Raw genomic sequence first — 20,420 nt, forward strand, 5'->3', positions numbered from 1 at the left:
CCGGCGCAGGCGCGACCCGTACCGTGGGATCTCATGACAGTGGGTGGGACTCGGCGCGCGGCCCGACGATCGTTCGTGCTCGGAGCGGCGGTGATGGCGATCGTCACGGCCTCCGCGGGATGCGCACGGTTCGACGACTCCGCCTCGACGGAATTCTCCCCCGAACCCACGTTCGGCGCGGCCGACATCGAACCGGTGGAGCCGGGAGCGCCGGGGTCCAGCACGCCGCCCGCACCGTCGCCGGCCGCCGGCCCGTGCGTGGATCCGGACCCCAATGTCGTCGCGACCTGCCTCGACACCCTGTCCGGCCTCGTCGTCCTCCCCGGCGGGGCATCGGCCCTGGTCGGCGAGCGTCGTACCGGCACCATCTTCCAGGTGGCTCCGGGCCAGGCACCCCGACCCGTCGTGACTGTCCCGGTCGACGGTGACGGCGACGGCGGACTGCTCGACATCACGCTGTCCCCCACCTACGACGAGGACCGCCTCCTCTACGCGTACATCACGACGGCGACCGACAACCGCGTGGTGCGCATCGCGGCGGGGGACGTTCCGAAGACTGTGCTCGCCGGTATCCCCCGCGGGACCAGCAGCTCGGGCGCCCTCGATTTCTCCTCACCCGACGAACTTAGAGTGATCACCGGCGACGGGGGCGATCCCGCGGCTGCGGCGAATCCGGCATCGCTCGCCGGCAAGGTCCTCGCCGTCACCGACCCACGCGTCGACTCCACCTCTGCTCCCCGCGTCGTCATGAGCGGCATCGGCCGCGCCGGCGACGTCTGCATCGACGCCACGGGCAGCACCTGGGTGACCGATGCGACGGCCACCGAGGACCGACTCTCCCGCATCACGCCAGAGGGCGCCGTCGTCAGTCCCGTGTGGACGTGGCCGGACAAGCCGGGCGTCGGCGGATGCGCGGCCGCACCCGGCTCGGTGGCGGTGTCGATGACCGGAGCCCGTGCGCTGGCACTGGTTCCCGTGGACCCGGACACCAATGCCGTGACGACGCCGCCGACCCTCACCGCGCAGGACCGGTACGGCCGCCTGCGCGGTGCGTCGCTCGGCGCTCAGGGCCAGGTGTGGGTGACCACCGTGAACAAGGACGGCGGCCAGCCGGTGCCGACGGACGACCGGGTGGTCATCGTGCCGGTGCCGGCCGGCGGCGGCGGGAGCGACTAGCGGGAAGGCCGGAGGCCGGTCGGTCGATCGACGGGAAGGCCGCAGGCCGGTCGGGGTTCTAGCTGCAGGCGGCGATGACGAGTTCCTTGACTCGCGCGGGGTCGGCCTGACCCTTGGTCGCCTTCATGACGGCACCGACGATGGCGCCGACGGCCTGCACCTTGCCGCCGCGGATCTTCTCCGCGACGGAGGGGTTGGCCGCGAGCGCCTCGGACACTGCTGTCTCCAGTGCCGAATCGTCCTGCACGACAGCGAGTCCGCGTGCCTCGACGACGGCATCGGGGTCGCCCTCACCGTCGAGGACGCCGTCGACCACCTTGCGTGCGTTGGCGTTGGTGAGTGTGCGGTCGGCGACCAGCGCGGCGACACGGGCCACCTGCACCGGGGTGATCGCCAGGTCCGAGAGGTCGACGCCGCGGGTGTTGGCCTGCTGCGACAGGTACGCCACCCACCAGCTGCGGGCAGCGTCGGGTGTCGCACCGGCGTCGACCGTCGCGGTGATGAGTCCGAGCGCATCGGCGTTGACGACGTCGCGCATGACGAGATCGGACCAGCCCCACTCCTTCTGGATGCGCGCGCGGGTGATCCACGGCGCCTCGGGAATGGTGGCGCGCAGTTCCTCGATCCAGGCGGCGTCCGGGGCGACCGGCTCGAGATCGGGCTCCGGGAAGTAGCGGTAGTCCTCCGCGGTCTCCTTCTTACGACCGGGTGCCGTGCTGCCGTCGGCCTCCTGGAAGTGCCGCGTCTCCTGCACGATCTCGCCGCCGTCGGCGAGAACTGCTGCCTGACGGCGCATCTCGTAGCGGACGGCTACCTCGACGCTCTTGAGGGAGTTGACGTTCTTGGTCTCGGTCCGCGTGCCGAACTCGGTGGCGTCCTTCGCCATGAGGGAGACGTTGGCATCACACCGGAGCGAGCCCTGGTCCATCCGCACGTCGGACACGCCGAGCTCGCGGATCAGTTCCCGCAGCGCGGTGACGTAGGCGCGGGCCACCTCGGGCGCGCGCTCGCCGGCGCCCTCGATGGTCTTGGTGACGATCTCGACGAGGGGCACACCGGCCCGGTTGTAGTCCAGCAGTGAGTGACTCGCGCCGTCGATGCGACCGGTGGCACCACCGACGTGCAACGACTTGCCGGTGTCCTCCTCCATGTGGGCGCGCTCGATGTCGACCCGCCACGTGGACCCGTCGTCGAGCACCACGTCGAGGTAACCCTCGGTGGCGATCGGCTCGTCGTACTGCGAGATCTGGTAGTTCTTCGGCTGATCCGGGTAGAAGTAGTTCTTCCGCGCGAACCGACCCCACGGCGTGATGGAGCAGTTCAGCGCGAGGCCGATCCGGATGGCGGACTCGACGGCAGCCGCGTTGACCACCGGCAGCGCACCCGGCAGGCCGAGACACACCGGGCACACCTGGGTGTTGGGCTCGGCACCGAACTCGGTGGGGCACCCGCAGAACATCTTGGTGGCGGTACCGAGCTCGACGTGCACCTCCATGCCCAGCACGGGGTCGTACCGGGAGATCACCTCGTCGTAGTCCATCAGGCTCGTCGAGTGCGATGAGGTGGCAGCAGTCATGGTGCCGAGTTTACTGCGGACCGGTGGGCCGAACCCGCTCGGTGTCAGCCGAAGAAAGCGGCCGCGTCCAGGTAGCGGCTCTCCGGAACCCTCTTGAGCTGACGGACGGCCTCCTCGAGGTCCACCAGGCCGATCTCGGCGCCCTGGAGGGAGACCATCTTGCCCTTCTCCCCCGCGTGCACGGCATCGACGGCGTTGACGCCGAAACGGGTGGCGAGGACGCGGTCGTACGGCGTGGGCTTGCCGCCGCGCTGCACGTGGCCCAGCACCGTGGTGCGGACCTCCTTGTTGATGCGGCGCTCGATCTCGACGCCCAATTGCTGTGCGACACCGGTGAACCGGACGTGGCCGAACTCGTCGATCCCCCCGTCGCGGATCTCCATCGACCCCTCCTTGGGCGTCGCTCCCTCGGCGACGACGCAGATGAAGTGGGAGTCCCCGCGCTGGAACCGCTTCTTCACCAGATCGCACACCTCCTGGACGTCGAAGGGCTGCTCGGGGATGAGCGTCATGTGCGCACCGGACGCGAGGCCGGAGTGCAGCGCGATCCAGCCGGCGTGCCGCCCCATCACCTCGACGAGCATGACGCGCTGGTGCGACTCGGCGGTGCTGTGCAGCCGGTCGATCGCGTCGGTGGCGATGGTGAGGGCGGTGTCGAACCCGAACGTGACGTCGGTGCAGTCGATGTCGTTGTCGATGGTCTTGGGAACCCCGATGACGGGCACGCCCTCCTGGGACAGCCAGTGCCCGGCGGTCAACGTGCCCTCGCCCCCGATGGGGATGAGCACGTCGATGCCGTTGTCGTCCATCGTCTGCTTGATCTGGTCGAGACCCGCCCGCAACTTCTCGGGATTGACGCGCGCGGTCCCCAGGATCGTGCCGCCCTTGGTGAGCAGTCGATCGTTGCGATCGTCGTTGCGCAGCTGGATGCGGCGATCCTCGAGCAGGCCGCGCCAGCCGTCGAGGAATCCGACCACCGACGAGCCGTAGCGGGCATCCGCCGTGCGTACGACGGCCCTGATGACCGCGTTGAGTCCCGGGCAGTCGCCGCCGCCGGTCAGTACTCCGATACGCATGGGTCGGTGCCTCTCGTTCGCGGGTGTCGACGCGGGGTCGCCGCGCACGATGCTCGTCACCATCTTGCTACCTCCGGCGCGCGGAGGCACGGTCGGATCAGATCGCGGACGGCTGGGGAAACTCTCCCCGTGCGGCCTCGTACGCCGCACCGACCCGGTAGAGACGGTCGTCCGCCATCGCGGGAGCCATGATCTGCAGTCCGACCGGAAGACCGTCCGCGAGACCCGACGGCACCGACATGGCCGGGTGTCCGGCCAGGTTGGTCGGCAGAGTGCAGAGGTCGTACAGGTACATGGCGATGGGATCGTCGACCTTCTCGCCCAGCGCGAACGCCGTCGACGGAGTGGTGGGCGACACCAGGACGTCCACCTTTTCGTAGGCACGGTCGAAGTCCCGGGCGATGAGCGTCCGGATCTTGAGAGCCTGGCCGTAGTACGCGTCGTAGTAGCCCGCGGACAGCGCGTACGTCCCGATCATGATGCGGCGCTTGACTTCCGGGCCGAATCCGGCGGCACGCGACATCGCCATGACCTGATCGGCACTGTGCGTTCCGTCGTCTCCGACCCGCAGTCCGTAGCGCATCGCATCGAAGCGGGCGAGGTTGGACGACACCTCCGACGGAAGGATGAGGTAGTACGCGGCGAGGGCGTGATCGAAGTTGGGGCACGACACCTCCACCACCTCGGCGCCCAGCGAGGTGAGCACCTCGACGGCGGCGTCGAAGGAGTAGATGACCCCCGGCTGATAGGCGTCCGAGTGCAATTCCTTCACGACGCCGACGCGCACGCCCGTCAGATCTCCACCCGCCCCGCGGCGCGCCGCCGCGACGACGTCCGGTACCGCCGCGTCGACCGACGTCGAGTCGCGGGGATCGTGTCCGGCGATGACCTGATGCAGCAGGGCGGTGTCGAGCACCGTCCGCCCGCAGGGACCGCCCTGATCCAGGGAGGAGGCGCAGGCGATGAGCCCGTACCGGGACACGCCGCCGTACGTCGGCTTGCACCCGACGGTGCCGGTGACGGCGGCCGGCTGCCGGATCGAGCCGCCGGTGTCGGTACCGATGGCCAGAGGAGCCTGGAACGACGCGAGCGCCGCGGCCGAACCGCCGCCCGATCCGCCCGGCACGCGGGTGGTGTCCCACGGGTTGAGCGTGGGTCCGTACGCACTGTTCTCGGTGGACGATCCCATCGCGAACTCGTCCATGTTGGTCTTGCCCAGCAACGGGATTCCCGCGGCACGCAGCCGCGCGGTGACCGTGGCGTCGTACGGCGACACCCATCCCTCGAGGATCTTCGAACCGGCGGTGGTGGGCATGTCCGTGGTGGTGAACACGTCCTTCAGCGCCAACGGGACACCGGCCAACTCCGACGCGGGCGACTCACCCGCGTCCAACGCGTCGTCGACGCGCTGGGCGGCGGCGATCGCCTCGTCCCCCGCGACGTGCAGGAAGGCGTGCAGCGTTCCGTCGACCTCGGCGATGCGATCGAGGTGGGCGCGGGTGACCTCCACGGCGGAGACCTCGCGGGTACGGATCTTCGCGGCCAGGTCGGACGCGGTGGACCGGATCAGATCGGTCTGCTCGGCGGCGGTCATCACTCTTCTCCCAGGATGCGCGGCACCGCGAAGCGGCTCTGTTCGGACGCGGGCGCCTCGGCGAGGGCACTGTCCGGGCCTAGACCCGGGACGATGACGTCAGGCCGGGTGACGTTGGTCACAGCGAGCGGACTCGCGGTGGCGTCGACGTCCGAGACGTCGACCTCCGACACCGCCTTCACGTGGCCCAGAATGGCGTCGAGCTGACCGGCGAAGGCATCGAGTTCGTGCTCCTCGAGCGCGAGCCGGGACAGTCGTGCGAGGTGGGCGACCTCGTCGCGGGATATGGCAGACACGTCCGTCAGGCCCCCTTCGATTCGTAACGCATGCCGAGCAGCCTAGTTCGTGGCGACCACCCCACCGTCACGGCCTCGCGTCGTGGCGAAGGAGGACGAGCGCGGCCGTACTCCGCCTTCCCGTGGGCGGCGTGCGACTCGATGGAGGCGGCGTCGAGTGCGAGGATGTCGGCGTGTCGTATCTCCTGCGGGTCCAGTTGCCCGACCGTCCGGGCAGTCTCGGGTCTCTCGCCGTCGCCCTGGGTTCGGTGGGGGCCGACATCCTGTCGCTCGACGTCATCGAACGCGGAGCCGGATTCGCGGTGGACGATCTGGTGGTGGACGTCGCGCCGGGCGCCCTCCCCGACACACTCATCACCGCGGCCGAGAAGCTCACCGACGTCCGCGTGGACTCCATCCGTCCCTACGCCGGCATCCTGGACACTCACCGCGAGCTCGAGCTCATCGATCAGGTGGCCACGGCGCACGACGACCGTCTGCAGGTGCTCGTGGACGGTGCGCCGCGGGTGCTGCGCGTCGGATGGAGCACCGTGGTGGGCATGTCGGATCACGGTCCGGCCGTCATCGTCGGCAGCTCCGGAGCGCCCGAGTCGCGGGCCGACGACATGCCGTGGATGCCCCTCGAGAAGCCGGCCGTCCTCGACCCGACCGGAGCATGGGTTCCGCAGTCGTGGAAGGACATGGACACCACACTCGCCGCGGCGCCGCTCGGATCGTCGGGCACCGTGCTGGTGCTCGGACGACCCGGCGGACCGGACTTCCGACTGTCAGAGATCGCCCGGCTCGGCTACCTGGCCGGCATCGTCGCCACCGTCCTCGGCTGAGTCCGCCCCGGCGACCAGCGCGTGGGCCGCGTCGGGCCCCTCGCCGAGCAGCGTGCGGAACCCGTCCTCGTCGAGCACGGGAACACCGAGTTCGAGCGCCTTGTCGTGCTTGGATCCGGGTGCGTCGCCGACGACCACGAACGCCGTCTTCTTCGACACCGACGAGGCCGCCTTGCCGCCACGGGCCAGGATCGCCTCCTTGGCGTCGTCGCGCGTGAACGTGGCGAGCGATCCGGTGACGACGATCGACAGACCGTCGAGCGTGCGCTCGATGCTCTCGTCGCGTTCGTCCTCCATACGCACTCCGGCCGCCGACCACTTCTCCACGATGGCGCGGTGCCAGTCGACGTCGAACCACTCCACCACCGCGCGGGCGATGGTGGGGCCGACCCCGTCGGCCGCGGCCAGTTCCTCCTCCGTCGCCGCCCGGATGGCCTCGAGCGACCCGAAGCGGGCGGCGAGGGCGCGGGCCGCGGTCGGTCCCACATGGCGGATCGACAATCCGACGAGCACCCGCCACAGGGGCTGATCCTTGGCTCGCCCCAGGTTGTCGAGCAATCGCCGACCGTTCGCGGACAACGCTCCCGCCTTGGTTCGGAAGAGATCCGTCCGGGTGAGCTGGTCCTCGGTGAGATCGAACAGATCGCCCTCGTCCTCGATCACGTGTGCGGACAGCAGCGCCGTCGCGGCTTCGTACCCCAACACCTCGATGTCGAACGCACCACGGCCCGCGACGTGAAAGACCCGCTCCCGCAACTGTGCCGGGCACGAGCGCGAGTTGGGGCAGCGGATGTCGGCGTCGCCCTCCTTGGCCGGTGCTAGCTCGGTTCCGCACTCGGGGCAGTGCGTCGGCATGACGAACTCCCGCTCGTCCCCGGTGCGCGCGTCGACCACCGGCCCGAGCACCTCCGGGATCACCTCGCCCGCCTTGCGGATGACCACGGTGTCTCCGATCAGCACGCCCTTGCGCACGACCTCGGACGCGTTGTGCAGCGTCGCGAGGGACACCGTCGACCCCGCCACGAGCACCGGCTCCATGAACGCGAACGGCGTCACTCGCCCGGTGCGACCGACGTTGACACGGATGTCGAGCAACGTCGTGGTGGCCTCCTCGGGCGGATACTTGAAGGCGATGGCCCAGCGGGGTGCGCGAGACGTGGATCCGAGCCGTCGGTGCAACGCCATCTCGTCGACCTTGACGACGAGGCCGTCGATCTCGTGTTCGACGGAGTGCCGGTTCTCGCCCCAGTACTCCATGCGTTCGACCACCGCGTCGACGCCCTGCACCAGTGCGGTGTGACTCGATACCGGGAGACCCCAGGCGGCGAGCGCGTCGTACGCGACGGACTGGGCGGCGGGGGCGAAGCCCTCCATCCGGCCGAACCCGTGACAGATCATGCCGAGCCGCCGCCGCGAGGTGACCGCGGGGTTCTTCTGCCGCAGCGACCCCGCAGCGGAGTTGCGCGGGTTGGCGAACGGCGGCTTGCCCTGCTCGACGAGAGAGGCGTTGAGTGCCTGGAAGTCCTCGAGCCGGAAGAACACCTCGCCCCGCACCTCGAGCAGCGTCGGGACCGGGAACTCGTCCGACGGGGTGAGCAGCTCGGGGATGTCGTCGATGGTGCGCGCGTTGAGCGTCACGTCCTCCCCGGTGCGTCCGTCACCGCGGGTGGCAGCGCGCACCAATCGGCCGTTCTCGTACACGAGGTTGAGCGCGACACCGTCGATCTTGACCTCGCAGAGGTAGTGCAGGTTCTCCCCCGCCTCCACCTCGACCCTGCGCGCCCAGGCACGCAGTTCGTCCGCGTCGAACACGTTGTCCAGGGACAGCATTCGCTCGAGGTGGTCGACCGCCGTGAACTCCGTCTCGAAGCCGCCACCGACGAGCTGCGTCGGCGAGTCGGGCGTCCGGAGATCCGGATGCGCCTCCTCCATGGCCTGCAGGCGCTTCAGCAACTCGTCGAACTGCCCGTCCGAGATGATCGGCGCATCCCGTACGTAGTACCGGAACTGGTGGCCGCGGACCTCCTCGGCCAGCGCGTCCCACTCCTGCTTCTGCTCGGGTGAGGCAGGGACCAGGTCCGGCGGTGTCTCGATCTCGTCCACGATCGCAGACTATCGGAGCGCTCCGACACCGTTCCCCGGTGACGAACGCCGGTGTCACAGCGCGTCGGGGTCCTCGGTGAAGGCAGCGCGGACGTCGCGAAGCACCGTCAGAGCGTGCCGGGCCCACGGCAGGCTCGCGCCGGACAACCCACATGTGGGTGAGACGGCCACGCGCTCGGCGAGGTACCGCCTCGGGAAGCCCAACCGGTCCATCAGTTCCACTGCGGGCGCCGCACTCTCGCGCCACGCCGGGTACTTCTCCGGATCGGTTCCCGGCACCACCCCCAGGACGGCGACACCACCGCTCTCCAGGTAGTCGCCGACAGCGTCGTACCGCGACGTGGACAGCAGGGACAGATCGAACGAGACGCCGTGCACCCCGCTGCGTCCGAAGACCTCGAACGGGACGTCGGCGGAGCACGCGTGCACGATGACCGGTCGGTTCACCCGGCGCACCACCGAGCCCAGCAGGTCGGCTACCTCCGGCGCCGGCACCGCGGCGATCTGCTCGAGGCTCGTCACGCCCTGCAGGCGACCGGCCAGCACGGCCGCGATGCGAGGTTCGTCGAACTGGACGACCACCTCGGCACCGAGCCGCCTCGCGACCTCGTCCGCGTGCGCGGCCACTCCCTCGGCCAACGAGCCGGCGATGTCGCGCACCGCGCCGCGGTCGGTCAACGCGCGGTGCCCGAAGGCCAGCTCGATGTCCGCGGCCATCGTCAGCGGGCCGGCGGCTTGCACCTTGACGGTGCGGCCGGATCCGCGCAGCCCGGCCAGTTCCCACTGCTCCTCGAGAACGTCGAGGTCCTCCGTCAGGAAGTCGCGGGCCCGGCGGCTCGTCGTACTCGGCCGTCGGCTCACGCGGTACCCGCTGGTGGCCGCATCGATCTCGATGTCGACCAGCAGCACTCCGGTGCGTCCGATCATGTCGGCGCCGAGACCTCGGGCCGGGAGTTCCACGACGTGCGGCAGGTCGGGGAACTCGCCGATCACCGTCGTGACAGCGTTCGCGATGTCGGTTCCCGGCCACGAGCCGATGCCTGTCGCCACACCTGCCAGAGCGGCAGCGGGATCCGTCACGGGCGAGCGGACGCGGTGAGTGGCGACTCGGCGGAGGTTCCCGCGATGGTGCCGCTGCCGACCACGATGTCGCCTGCCGGGTCGGGGCGGTACAGCACGGCCGCCTGACCACGTGCGACTCCCGTGAGCGGGGACCGCAGACCGATGTGCAGGGTGTCCCCGTCGACACGAGCGACGGCGTCCGCGAGTCCGCCGTGTGCCCGGACCTGGACGACGCAGTCCACGTCACCCTCGGGTGCCGCGCCGGACGTCCAGACAGGTGCGCTCGCATCGATGCCGTACACGTCGAGGCGGCTCGCCGAGCCGACGCGCACCGTCCCGGTCTCGGGCTCGATGGAGGTGACGTACCGGGGCTTGCCGTCGGCGGCCGGCCCCTCGACACCCAGGCCCTTGCGCTGGCCGACGGTGAACCCGTGGACACCGTCGTGCTCGGCCAGCACCGCGCCGGAGTCCGCGTCGACCACCGATCCGGGGCGCACTCCGATACGAGCACCGAGGAACGCCCGGGTGTCGCCGGACGGGATGAAGCAGATGTCGTGGCTGTCGGGCTTGTCCGCGACGGCGAGACCGCGGCGGGCGGCCTCGTCACGCACCTCCGCCTTCGGGGTGTCGCCGATCGGGAAGAGTGCACGGGACAGCTGACGCGCGGTGAGGACGCCCAGCACGTACGACTGGTCCTTGTCGGCATCGACCGCACGGCGAAGCACGCCGTCCTCGAGCCGGGCGTAGTGGCCGGTGGCGACCGCGTCGAAACCGAGCGCCTCGGCGCGATCGGCGAGCGCCGCGAACTTGATCTTCTCGTTGCAGCGCAGGCACGGGTTCGGGGTCTCGCCCGCGGCGTAGGACGCGACGAAGTCGTCGATCACGTCCTCCTTGAACCGATCCGCGAAATCCCAGACGTAGAACGGGATCCCGAGCACGTCCGCGGCGCGGCGCGCGTCCCCGGCGTCCTCCTTGGAGCAGCACCCGCGCGACCCCGTGCGCAGAGCGCCGGGAGCGGTGGACAGCGCCAGGTGCACTCCGACCACCTCGTGGCCGGCGTCGACGGCACGCGCCGCCGCCACCGCGGAATCGACGCCGCCGCTCATCGCTGCCAGAACTCTCATGTCACCACTCTTCTCGTCTCGACGTTCTCGTCATCTCGAACTGGACGCCATGCCGGCGGCCCGCGCACGCTCGACGACGCGCGGCAGAACCTCCAGCAGCGCGTCGACATCGGCGTCGGTGCTGGTGTGACCCAGGGAGAACCGCAGTGATCCGCGGGCATCGGCCGCATCGACGCCCATCGCCAGCAGCACATGACTCGCCCGCGCGACACCCGCCGTGCACGCGGATCCCGTCGAGCACTCGATACCGGAGGCGTCGAGCAACATCAACAGCGAATCGCCCTCGCATCCGGGGAACGTGACGTGCACGTTGCCGGGGAGTCTGTCCGCGCCGCGGGCACCGTTGACCGACGCGCCGGGCACCGCGTCGAGGACACCCTCGATGACGCGCTCGCGCAACGCCACGAGCCGCGCCTCCGTGTCGGCGCGTCCGGCGACGGCGACGTCGAGAGCGGCCGCCATGCCCACGGCACCCGCCGTGTCGGGCGTCCCGGACCGGATGTCGCGTTCCTGACCGCCTCCGTGCAGCAGCGACTCGCAGGGCACCGAGCGTCCGAGCAGCATCGCGCCGACACCCTGGGGTCCGCCGAACTTGTGTGCCGCGATGGACAGCGCGGAGAGACCACTGGACGCGAAGTCGAGCTCACGGACACCGGCCACCTGGACCGCGTCGCTGTGCATGGGCACGTCGAACTCGGCCGCGATGGCAGCGAGTTCGCGGATCGCCATGATGGTGCCCACCTCGTTGTTCGCCCACATGATCGACACGACGGCGACCTCGTCGGCGTGCAGCTCGAGTTCCCGGCGCAGCGTCGACGGGAGGACACGGCCGTCGGCCTCGACCGGCAACCAGGACACCGCGGCACCCTCGTGACGTTCGAGCCACTCCACGGCGTCGAGTACGGCGTGGTGTTCGACCGAGCTGGTGATCACGCGGACGCGACGAGGATCACGCGCGCGGCGCGCCCAGAAGATGCCCTTGACCGCCAGATTGTCGCTCTCGGTGCCGCCGGAGGTGAAGATGACCTCGGACGGGCGAGCACCCAGCGCCGCGGCGATCGACTCCCGCGACTCCTCGATGCGGCGGCGGGCCGTGCGCCCCGATCCGTGCAGGGAGGACGCGTTTCCCACGGTCCGATGGATCTCCGTCATCGCCTCGATCGCCGCGGGGACCATCGGAGTGGTCGCGGCATGATCGAGGTACACCGGAGTTCCGGGCACACGTGGGGGCTGTGGCATGACGTCGTCCAGGATAACCGGTCGCGGACCCCGCCTCTCCCCCCGCGCGAGCACGCCCGAACTGCCGTGCGTCAGCTCGCTCGCACGACGGTTCCGGCGTACTCGCCGGCGCGGACCGGCTGGGCGAGCCGATCCCGACGCGGCAGCCGAGTCCGGGTGACGCGCAGAGGCGGAACGGCCGTCTCGTCCTGGTGTCGGCGCACGGCCAACTCTGCGCTGCGTGCCAGCAGTCGCCGATCGTCGATCGGCGCGATGTCCTCGCACACCCGCACGGCGGCGCGTACGCCCTTCAGCCGCAGGATCCTCGACATCGACTCGCCGATGGTCTCGTCGCCCACGAAGGCGGTGGCCGTCGTCGGACGGTGGTCGACGTCGCGGTAGGTGACCGCGATCGGCCGCACCACCGCACCGGCGTCGATGGCCGCCTGGAACAGAGCGGGACGGAACGACCCGTAGGCGGTTCCGCACCAGGTGGTGCCTTCGGGGAACACGACCACCGTGGCTCCCGATCGCAAGGCCTCGGTCACCTCGTCGACGGTGCCGGGCAGGGAGCGGAGTCGCTCACGGGCAATGGGAACGACCCGCACGATGCGTGCGAGCAACCCCAGGACGGGCCAGTCCACGAGGTCCGCGCGGGCGACGAAGCGGCACGGGAAACAGGCTGCCAGCACCAGGACGTCCGTCCAGGACACGTGATTGGCGACGACGAGCGTTCCGACGCCGGTGGGCTCGGCCGTGCGGTCGCCGTCCAGGGTCACGCGGACACCGAGGGCGCCGAGGAGTCCCCTGGCTCCGGCACGCGCGGCGGCGCGTCGACCGCCCGCCGGCAACACCCGGCCCGCCAGCAGGAGAGGGACCACGGCGAGCAGCACCGCCACCAGGACGCAGCGCACCACCACGCGTGCGGTGCCCACGGTCGCCGAGACCGCCGGATGGCACCCCGTCCCGCACGGGCTGGCGGGCATCCAGGCGTGTGTCGTCACGCGTGCGACTCCGCGGTCGCCGCAGCCGAGCGGAGCCGGTCGAGATAGCGGACGTTGGCGTCCTTCATGTGCAGGAGAGTGACGAAGTCCGCGACGCCGAAATCGGGATCGTGGGCCGGCTCCCCGCAGATCGAGGCGCCCATGCGCAGGTAGCCGCGCATCAGTGCCGGCACCGAGGTGCGTGCGGGTGCCGTCATGTCGGCGAGGGCCACACCGTCGACGCGCACGGGGGTGCGGGGGTACGCGCGGACGTCGGAACGGTGCCGCTTCTCGACGAGGTCGTACACGCCCTTGACGTGCGCACCGTCCGGCTCGCCGTCTCCGAGTGCCATGGGGACCGACACACAGCCCATCACCCGGTCGTAGCCACCGAGGTCGATGTACCGGAGGATCCCGGACCACATCAGCGCCAGCACCGAGCCCGATCGATGGCCCTCCAGGACGCACGCACGACCCATCTCGACCGTCCGCAACTCGTGTGCACGGAGTTCGCTGATGTCGAACTCCGTCGCCGTGTAGTACCCGCCGGCGCGCTCCGCACCGTCCGGGGTGAGCATGCGGTAGCAACCGACGCGATCGCCGGTGCGGTTGTCGACGACGAGCAGGTGATCGCAGTGGTCGTCGAAGCGGTCCGCGTCGAGGCCGCCGTCGAAGGCGGTCGACTCGTACCCCGCTTCGGAGCCGAACACGGTGGCGCGCAACCGCTGCGCCGCGCGTACGTGCTCCGGGGTGGATCCGAGAACGAGGGAGTGGTGCTTGTCGGAGACGAGCACGTGCTCGTCGGCCGAGGACGGGGTGATGACGGTCGGTGCCGAGTCGCACACATCTGATGTCATGGCACATAGATCTATCGAGCCCACTCGACGGCACCCACAACACGACGTGACCGGAAGGTGCACGAACGACGAAAGCCCCGCTACCGACGAACGGTAGCGGGGCCCTCGGGTACTGCTGGGGGGATCAGCCCTTGCGCTTCTTCACTGCCTCGGCGAGCTGAGGCGTGACGTCGAAGAGGTCGCCCACGACGCCGAAGTCCGCGATCTCGAAGATCGGAGCTTCCTCGTCCTTGTTGACGGCGACGATCGTCTTGGACGTCTGCATGCCGGCGCGGTGCTGAATCGCACCGGAGATGCCGAGCGCGACGTAGAGCTGGGGCGAGACGGTCTTGCCCGTCTGACCCACCTGGAACTGGCCCGGGTAGTAACCCGAGTCGACGGCTGCGCGCGACGCGCCGACGGCCGCGCCGAGCGAGTCGGCCAGGTCCTCGACGACGGAGAACTTGTCCGCGCTGCCGACACCGCGACCGCCGGAGACGACGACCGACGCCTCGGTGAGCTCGGGGCGGTCGCCGCCGGCGACGGGCTCACGCGAGGTGACCTTGACGACGGCCTCCTCCTGCGCGGGAACCTCGACGTCGACACGCTCACCGGCACCGGCCTGCGGTTCGGCGTCGATGGCACCCGGGCGGAGCGAGATGACCGGGACGTCGCCGTTGGTCTTCGCCTCGACGGTGAACGCGCCACCGAAGATGGAGTACGTGGCGGACTTGTCGGCGTTGATCGCCACGACGTCCTGGTGCAGTCCGGCACCGAGGCGAGCGGCGAGACGACCCGCCACCTCCTTGCCCTCGATGCCACCGGACGTGAGGATCGCGGCGGGCGAGACCGACTCGGCCAGGGACGACAGCACGTCGACCTTGGGGGTGACGAGGAAGCCGTCGACGTCGGCGGACTCCGCGACGTAGATCTTCGCGGCGCCGGCCTCGGTGAGTGCGGCGGCGATCGCGTCGGTGGTGCCCGGCGCTCCCGTGACCACCGCGGACGGCTCACCCAGGACGCGGGCGGCCGTGATGAGCTCGCTGGTGACCTTCTTCAGTGCCCCGTCTGCGTGCTCGACGAGTACGAGTACCTCTGCCATGGTGTTTCTCCTGTGCTGCAGTGAGACGAATGTGTGGTTGGCGCCGGGGATCTAGATGATCTTCTGCGCGACGAGGTACTCGGCGACCTTGGTGCCACCGTCGCCCTCGTCGTTCACGCGCTCACCAGCGGTCTTCGGCGGCTTCGGGGTCACCGTGGTGACGGTGGTGCCCGCGTTCGCGACGCCCACGGTCTCCGGATCGACGCCGATGTCGGCGAGGGTGAGGACCTGCACCGTCTTCTTCTTGGCGGCCATGATGCCCTTGAAGGACGGGAAGCGCGGCTCGTTGATCTTCTCGGTGACGCTGACGATCGCGGGGAGCTCCGCCTCGAGGCCGAAGATGCCCTCGTCGGTCTCGCGCTCGCCGCTGACCTTGCCGTCGGCGACGACCAGCTTGCGCATCTGGGTCAGCTGCGGGATGCCGAGGTACTCGGCGATGATGGCGGGGACGGCGCCGATGCGGCCGTCGGTCGCCTCGTTGCCGGCGATGACCAGATCCGCGGCCTCACCGTTCTCGAACTCCACCTGGCCGAGTGCGGCAGCGAGAGCCCACGCGGTCTGGATGGCGTCGGAACCGTGCATGGCCGGATCGTTGACGTGCACAGCGCTGTCCGCGCCCATGGAGAGGGCCTTGCGGATGGCCTCGGTCGCGCGGTCGGGTCCTGCCGAGAGAACCTTCACCTCGCCGCCGTCGCGCTCCTTGATCAGGAGTGCCTCCTCCACGGCGCGCTCGTTGATCTCGTCGAGCACGGCGTCGGCCGCGTCGCGGTCGAGCGTGTAGTCGCCGTCCGAGAGCTTGCGCTCGGACCACGTGTCGGGAACCTGCTTGATCAGTACGACGATGTTCGTCATGGGTCTTCGTCGACCTCCTGTGTCCTGTCTCGGTGAATCAGGTCTTGATCTCGTAGCGCGGGGCCCGAAACGTATTCGGAGTTCACGCTGCGCGCGGTGGGCCGAAGCCCCGGAACCGACGTGTCACGGACGTTACCCCATTCGTGGTTACTGGTGGGTAACTTACTCCTGTCGAGCCGAGAAGTCACCCCCCGTGCCCCATCCGACCGCCGACCGGCGTCGCCCGACCGGGCAGGTGGGAACTACTGTCGCCCGGATGAACGACGCCGCGACCGACACGACCGTGTCGACCGAGACACCCCTCCCGCTCACCGGCGAGCGCACCGTGCCCGGCATCGCCGAGGAGAACTACTGGTTCCGTCGGCACGAGGTCGTGTACCGCCGTCTCGCACCGGCCTGCGCCGACCGAGTGGTGCTCGAGGCGGGCTCCGGCGAGGGCTACGGCGCGGACATGATCGCGCGGACGGCGACACGGGTGATCGGTCTCGACTACGACCGCAGCGCCGCCGAACACGTCGATCGCCGGTACCCGTCGGTCGCCATGACCCGAGGCAATCTCGCAATGCTGCCGCTGCGCACGGAGAGCGTCGACGTCGTCGTCAACTTCCAGGTGATCGAACATCTGTGGGATCAGGCCGAGTTCCTGCGGGAATGCCTCCGTGTTCTGGTTCCCGGCGGCGTCCTCCTGGTCAGCACCCCCAACCGCATCACGTTCTCGCCCGGCCGGGACACCCCACTCAACCCCTTCCACACCCGCGAGCTCGCAGCCGCGGAACTGCAGGAACTACTGTCCGACAACGGATTCGAGATCGAGTCGATGATCGGCGTGCATCACGGCGAGCGACTGCGCGAACTCGACGCGGCCCACGGCGGATCGTTCATCGACGCGCAGATCGACCGCGCCCTCGCCGGTGAGCCGTGGCCGGAGGCCCTCGTCGCCGACGTCGCCGGCATCACGGTCGACGACTTCGACATCCACGCCGAGGCGATCGACGAGAGCCTGGATCTCGTCGCGGTGGCCCGGAAACCGTCCAGCACGTGACGGGCGCGCCCTCGGCCGACGAACCGGGCATGTTCGCGCTCGTCCTGCACTCCCATCTCCCGTGGCTCGCCCACCAGGGCCGGTGGCCCGTCGGGGAGGAGTGGCTCTACCAGTCGTGGGCAGATTCGTACCTGCCCGTGGTCCGCGAACTGCGGACCCTTGCCGACGAGGGCCGCACCGATCTTGTGACCCTCGGCGTGACGCCGGTACTCGCCGCCCAACTGGACGATCCGTACAGCCTCGACGGGATGCATCACTGGCTCGGCAACTGGCAGCTCCGCGCCGCCGAGGCCGCCGGCTCCCGTGACCCGGACCGCCGCGCACTCGGACAGCGCGAACATCGTCGCTCGGCCGCTTCACTGCACGAGTTCGAGACCCGCTGGCGCCACGGCGGCGCCCCCCGCTTGCGCGAACTGGCCGACTCCGGCGCCGTCGAACTGCTCGGTGGGCCGTCGATGCACCCGTTCCAGCCCCTGCTCGACCCACGACTGCGGACATTCGCGCTGCGCGAGGGACGCGCCGACGCCGTACGCCGGTGGGGTCGCGGCACCGAGGGCATCTGGGCACCCGAGTGCGCCTTCACCGCCGGCATGGAGCGCGACTACGCCGCGGCCGGCATCGGACACTTCATGGTGGACGGCCCCGCGTTGCACGGCGACACGACGCGCGGGCGTCCCGTGGGCGACAGCGACGTCGTCGCCTTCGGCCGTGATCTCCCGGTGAGCTACCGCGTGTGGTCACCGAAGTCCGGTTACCCCGGCCACTCCGCGTACCGCGACTTCCACACCTACGACCACGACACCGGGCTCAAGCCGTCCCGAGTCACCGGGAGAAGCGTCGCGGGCCCGGACAAGGCGCCGTACGACCCGGAGCGCGCCGCAGCCGCCGTCCGCACGCACGTCGCGGACTTCGTGGACGTGGTTCGCCGTCGCCTGCGCTCCGAACACGCACGCACCGGGTCTCCGGCATTGGTGGTCGCCGCCTTCGACACCGAACTCTTCGGGCACTGGTGGCACGAGGGTCCGGCATGGTTGGGCGGAATCCTGCGCGCGCTCCCCGAGGCCGGCATCCGCGTCGGGACACTCGCGGGCGCGAAGCGGGACGGCTATGTCGGTGACCCCGTCGACCTCCCGGACACCTCGTGGGGCAGCGGAAAGGACTGGCGGGTGTGGGCGGGCGATCCCGTACGCGACCTGGTCGATCTCAACGCCGAGGTCACCGCCACCGCGCTCGGCGCCGTCGACGCGGCACCCACCGACGGTCTGCGAGACCGTGTCGCGGACCAGATTCTGCGCGAGACGATGCTCACCGTCTCGAGCGACTGGGCGTTCATGGTGAGCAAGGACTCGGCCGCGCAGTACGCCCGCGACCGCGCCCACAAACACGCTCACGCGGTGCGCGAGATCGCTGACGCCCGCGTGCACGGCCACCACGCGCGGGCCGCCGACCTTGCATCCGGGTGGAACCAGGCGGACGATCTGTTCCCGGACCTCGATGCACGGCGTCTGCAACCGACGGGTCGGGAGGTGCGGGCGTGAAGATCCTCATGATCTCGTGGGAGTACCCGCCCGTGGTGGTCGGCGGCCTCGGTCGCCACGTCCACCATCTCGCGGTGGAACTCGCCGCGTCCGGACACGAGGTGGTGGTCCTCTCTCGCCGCCCCACGGGTTCCGACGCGGCGACCCACCCCACCGTGAACTCGGTCGCCGAGGGCGTGCTCGTCGTTGCCGTGGCCGAGGATCCGGCGCACTTCACCTTCGGAGTGGACATGCTGGAGTGGACGCTCGCGATGGGTCACGCGATGGTGCGCGCCGGCCTGGCGCTCTCCAAGCCCGGCATCGGCGAGGGGTGGGTTCCCGACGTCGTCCACGCCCACGACTGGCTGGTGGCGCACCCGGCGATCGCGCTCGCCGAGTACTACGACGTCCCGCTGGTCTCGACGATCCACGCGACGGAAGCCGGTCGCCACAGCGGATGGGTCTCCGGCCGCGTGAATCGCCAGGTGCACTCCGTGGAGTGGTGGCTGGCGCACGAATCCGATTCCGTCATCACGTGTTCCGCAGGAATGGAGGACGAGGTGGTCCGGCTGTTCGGTCCGCTCCCGTCCCCGGTCCACGTGATCCGCAACGGCATCGACACCCGAACCTGGACGTACCGTCCCCGCACGGCACGCATCGGCGCCCCGTCCCTGCTCTTCGTGGGTCGGTTGGAGTACGAGAAGGGCGTGCAGGATCTGATAGCGGCACTCCCCCGTGTCCGACGGACGCACCCCGGCACCACGCTCACCGTCGTCGGCGACGGGACCCAGCTCGACCACCTCGTCGATCTGGCGCGTGTGCACCGAGTGCGCCGCGCGGTGACGTTCGTCGGATCCCTCGGCCACGACGGCGTTCTCGGACATCTGCACCGGGCGGACGCGCTGGTGCTGCCGAGTCGATACGAGCCCTTCGGCATCATCGCCCTCGAAGGCGCCGCGGCGGGCGCGCCTCTCGTCGCCTCCACTGCGGGCGGTCTGGGCGAAGCCGTCGTCGACGGCGTCACCGGGATGTCCTTCGTTCCCGGCGATGTCGGCTCCTTGGCGACGGCGGTGCGGCGCACCCTCGACGACCCCGCTGCGGCACGCACCCGGAGCGACGCGGCACGCGCGCGACTCACGTCCGACTTCGACTGGCACTCCGTGGCCCGCGAGACCGCCACGGTCTACTCCACTGCCAAGCGCCGGGTGCGCTTCCCACTGGGCAGGCCGACGATCAGCGAACGTCCACTGCCCGAACGGGACTGAGTCACTCGCTCCCGAGCGATTTCTTGCGGGCGATGTCCTCCAGGGCAGCGACGTACTTCGCGCGGTCCTCGGCGCCGGCCTCCCAGTCGGCGCGGCGGTTGCGGACCACCCGTGCGGGTGCGCCGACCGCGATCCCGTAGTCGGGCACGTGTCCCTTGACCACGGCGTGTGCGCCCAGGACGCAACCGCGACCGACGACCGTCTCCCGCAGCACGGTCACCTTCGCGGCGATCCACGTGTCCGGTCCGATCCGCACGGGCGACTTGACGATGCCCTGATCCTTGATCGGCACCGTGATGTCCTCGGTCCGATGATCGAAATCGCAGATGTAGCACCAGTCGGCGACGAGGGTGGACGCACCGATCTCGATGTCGAGATAGGTGTTGACGACGTTGTCCTTGCCGAACACCACCTTGTCACCGATGCGCAGCGACCCCTCGTGGCAGCGGATCGCGTTGCCGTCACCGATGTGTACCCAACGACCGATCTCGAGTCGCGCCAGCTCGGGCGTCGCGTGGATCTCGACGTTCTTGCCGAGGAACACCATTCCGCGCAGCACCACGTGCGGGTTGGCAGCCTTGAAACGCGCGAGGCGGTAGTACCGCACCAGGTACCAGGGTGTGTACGCCTTGTGGCCGATCACCCAGCGCAACGACGCGAGCGTGAGGAAGCGGGCCTGGTCGGGGTCACGTCGCCGCGATCCTCGCCACCGGGTGCGCAACGGCGCGTTCCACATGCTGGTCATGGGCGGCACATTACTGACGGCGCCGCCGC

The 20,420-nt window shown here is 70.0% G+C and carries 18 protein-coding genes; 5 read left to right on the plus strand and 13 right to left on the minus strand.

What is annotated here, in order from left to right; all coding sequences use genetic code 11:
• The first annotated feature begins 33 nt into the window (after positions 1-33).
• Positions 34-1,176, plus strand: coding sequence for a PQQ-dependent sugar dehydrogenase (locus tag JOE30_RS16605; RefSeq protein WP_204867975.1), 1,143 nt, complete (start codon positions 34-36; stop codon positions 1,174-1,176).
• A gap of 58 nt (positions 1,177-1,234) precedes the next feature.
• Here JOE30_RS16605 and gatB read toward each other — a convergent pair whose 3' ends face one another.
• From gatB to gatC, 4 genes are all read right to left on the minus strand, one after another.
• Positions 1,235-2,752 (minus strand): Asp-tRNA(Asn)/Glu-tRNA(Gln) amidotransferase subunit GatB, encoded by a 1,518-nt coding sequence (gatB, locus tag JOE30_RS16610; protein WP_204867976.1) that lies wholly within the window; start codon positions 2,750-2,752, stop codon positions 1,235-1,237.
• Positions 2,753-2,796: 44 nt separating this feature from the next.
• The gene (locus tag JOE30_RS16615; RefSeq protein ID WP_027507019.1) at positions 2,797-3,828 is read right to left on the minus strand and encodes an ATP-dependent 6-phosphofructokinase; all 1,032 of its coding nucleotides are present in this window, start codon (positions 3,826-3,828) and stop codon (positions 2,797-2,799) included.
• Between the two features lie 97 nt (positions 3,829-3,925).
• Positions 3,926-5,422 carry an Asp-tRNA(Asn)/Glu-tRNA(Gln) amidotransferase subunit GatA gene (gene gatA / locus JOE30_RS16620; RefSeq protein WP_204867978.1) on the minus strand — a complete coding sequence of 499 codons (1,497 nt, stop codon included), beginning with the start codon at positions 5,420-5,422 and terminating at the stop codon, positions 3,926-3,928.
• On the minus strand, positions 5,422-5,718 hold the full coding sequence (gene gatC / locus JOE30_RS16625; RefSeq protein ID WP_027507021.1) for an Asp-tRNA(Asn)/Glu-tRNA(Gln) amidotransferase subunit GatC: 297 nt from the start codon (positions 5,716-5,718) through the stop codon (positions 5,422-5,424). Before gatC ends, gatA begins: the two co-directional genes overlap by 1 nt.
• A gap of 173 nt (positions 5,719-5,891) precedes the next feature.
• Between gatC and JOE30_RS16630 the strand changes: the two genes are divergently transcribed.
• Positions 5,892-6,542, plus strand: coding sequence for an amino acid-binding protein (locus JOE30_RS16630; protein ID WP_204870485.1), 651 nt, complete (start codon positions 5,892-5,894; stop codon positions 6,540-6,542).
• Here JOE30_RS16630 and ligA read toward each other — a convergent pair.
• The 8 genes from ligA to JOE30_RS16670 all read right to left on the minus strand — a co-directional run bounded on the left by ligA (position 6,486) and on the right by JOE30_RS16670 (position 15,822).
• A complete protein-coding gene (ligA, locus tag JOE30_RS16635) occupies positions 6,486-8,636 on the minus strand; it encodes an NAD-dependent DNA ligase LigA (protein ID WP_204870483.1) in 2,151 nt (716 codons plus the stop codon). The two genes, JOE30_RS16630 and ligA, sit on opposite strands and share 57 nt — an antisense overlap.
• A gap of 63 nt (positions 8,637-8,699) precedes the next feature.
• The gene (locus JOE30_RS16640; protein ID WP_204867980.1) at positions 8,700-9,725 is read right to left on the minus strand and encodes a methionine synthase; all 1,026 of its coding nucleotides are present in this window, start codon (positions 9,723-9,725) and stop codon (positions 8,700-8,702) included.
• A complete protein-coding gene (mnmA, locus tag JOE30_RS16645; RefSeq protein WP_204867982.1) occupies positions 9,722-10,831 on the minus strand; it encodes a tRNA 2-thiouridine(34) synthase MnmA in 1,110 nt (369 codons plus the stop codon). Before mnmA ends, JOE30_RS16640 begins: the two co-directional genes overlap by 4 nt.
• Before the next feature lie 30 nt (positions 10,832-10,861).
• Positions 10,862-12,070 (minus strand): cysteine desulfurase family protein, encoded by a 1,209-nt coding sequence (locus JOE30_RS16650; protein WP_204867984.1) that lies wholly within the window; start codon positions 12,068-12,070, stop codon positions 10,862-10,864.
• Between the two features lie 71 nt (positions 12,071-12,141).
• On the minus strand, positions 12,142-13,053 hold the full coding sequence (locus JOE30_RS16655) for a lysophospholipid acyltransferase family protein (protein ID WP_204867986.1): 912 nt from the start codon (positions 13,051-13,053) through the stop codon (positions 12,142-12,144).
• On the minus strand, positions 13,050-13,889 hold the full coding sequence (locus tag JOE30_RS16660) for a GNAT family N-acetyltransferase (protein ID WP_204867988.1): 840 nt from the start codon (positions 13,887-13,889) through the stop codon (positions 13,050-13,052). Before JOE30_RS16660 ends, JOE30_RS16655 begins: the two co-directional genes overlap by 4 nt.
• A 124-nt stretch (positions 13,890-14,013) precedes the next feature.
• Positions 14,014-14,970: an electron transfer flavoprotein subunit alpha/FixB family protein gene (locus tag JOE30_RS16665; RefSeq protein ID WP_027507028.1), complete on the minus strand. Its 957-nt coding sequence runs from the start codon at positions 14,968-14,970 to the stop codon at positions 14,014-14,016.
• 51 nt (positions 14,971-15,021) lie between these two features.
• On the minus strand, positions 15,022-15,822 hold the full coding sequence (locus tag JOE30_RS16670) for an electron transfer flavoprotein subunit beta/FixA family protein (RefSeq protein WP_204867991.1): 801 nt from the start codon (positions 15,820-15,822) through the stop codon (positions 15,022-15,024).
• A gap of 256 nt (positions 15,823-16,078) precedes the next feature.
• On the opposite strand from JOE30_RS16670, the gene JOE30_RS16675 reads away from it, so the two are divergent.
• From JOE30_RS16675 to JOE30_RS16685, 3 genes are read left to right on the plus strand one after another with little or no spacing between them, the layout of a single operon-like run.
• Complete coding sequence (locus JOE30_RS16675) at positions 16,079-16,864, plus strand: bifunctional 2-polyprenyl-6-hydroxyphenol methylase/3-demethylubiquinol 3-O-methyltransferase UbiG (RefSeq protein WP_204867993.1); 786 nt, start codon at positions 16,079-16,081, stop codon at positions 16,862-16,864.
• 29 nt (positions 16,865-16,893) lie between these two features.
• Positions 16,894-18,402, plus strand: a complete 1,509-nt coding sequence (locus tag JOE30_RS16680; RefSeq protein WP_204870486.1) for a glycoside hydrolase family 57 protein — start codon at positions 16,894-16,896, stop codon at positions 18,400-18,402.
• On the plus strand, positions 18,399-19,646 hold the full coding sequence (locus JOE30_RS16685; protein ID WP_204867995.1) for a glycosyltransferase family 4 protein: 1,248 nt from the start codon (positions 18,399-18,401) through the stop codon (positions 19,644-19,646). Before JOE30_RS16680 ends, JOE30_RS16685 begins: the two co-directional genes overlap by 4 nt.
• Position 19,647: 1 nt before the next feature.
• On the opposite strand, the gene JOE30_RS16690 is transcribed toward JOE30_RS16685, so the two are convergent.
• A complete protein-coding gene (locus JOE30_RS16690) occupies positions 19,648-20,391 on the minus strand; it encodes an acyltransferase (RefSeq protein WP_204867998.1) in 744 nt (247 codons plus the stop codon).
• Between the last annotated feature and the right edge of the window lie 29 nt (positions 20,392-20,420).

This window comes from Rhodococcus sp. PvP016 (genome assembly GCF_017832185.1).
Lineage (GTDB): Bacteria > Actinomycetota > Actinomycetes > Mycobacteriales > Mycobacteriaceae > Rhodococcoides.

Excerpts from the sequence above, each read along its gene's own strand:
- JOE30_RS16605 (WP_204867975.1), top strand. The coding sequence starts at position 34 with ATGACAGTGGGTGGGACTCGGCGCGCGGCCCGACGATCGTTCGTGCTC.
- gatB (WP_204867976.1), bottom strand. The coding sequence starts at position 2,752 with ATGACTGCTGCCACCTCATCGCACTCGACGAGCCTGATGGACTACGAC.
- JOE30_RS16615 (WP_027507019.1), bottom strand. The coding sequence starts at position 3,828 with ATGCGTATCGGAGTACTGACCGGCGGCGGCGACTGCCCGGGACTCAAC.
- gatA (WP_204867978.1), bottom strand. The coding sequence starts at position 5,422 with ATGACCGCCGCCGAGCAGACCGATCTGATCCGGTCCACCGCGTCCGAC.
- mnmA (WP_204867982.1), bottom strand. The coding sequence starts at position 10,831 with ATGAGAGTTCTGGCAGCGATGAGCGGCGGCGTCGATTCCGCGGTGGCG.
- JOE30_RS16650 (WP_204867984.1), bottom strand. The coding sequence starts at position 12,070 with ATGCCACAGCCCCCACGTGTGCCCGGAACTCCGGTGTACCTCGATCAT.
- JOE30_RS16660 (WP_204867988.1), bottom strand. The coding sequence starts at position 13,889 with ATGACATCAGATGTGTGCGACTCGGCACCGACCGTCATCACCCCGTCC.
- JOE30_RS16665 (WP_027507028.1), bottom strand. The coding sequence starts at position 14,970 with ATGGCAGAGGTACTCGTACTCGTCGAGCACGCAGACGGGGCACTGAAG.
- JOE30_RS16670 (WP_204867991.1), bottom strand. The coding sequence starts at position 15,822 with ATGACGAACATCGTCGTACTGATCAAGCAGGTTCCCGACACGTGGTCC.
- JOE30_RS16675 (WP_204867993.1), top strand. The coding sequence starts at position 16,079 with ATGAACGACGCCGCGACCGACACGACCGTGTCGACCGAGACACCCCTC.
- JOE30_RS16680 (WP_204870486.1), top strand. The coding sequence starts at position 16,894 with ATGTTCGCGCTCGTCCTGCACTCCCATCTCCCGTGGCTCGCCCACCAG.
- JOE30_RS16690 (WP_204867998.1), bottom strand. The coding sequence starts at position 20,391 with ATGACCAGCATGTGGAACGCGCCGTTGCGCACCCGGTGGCGAGGATCG.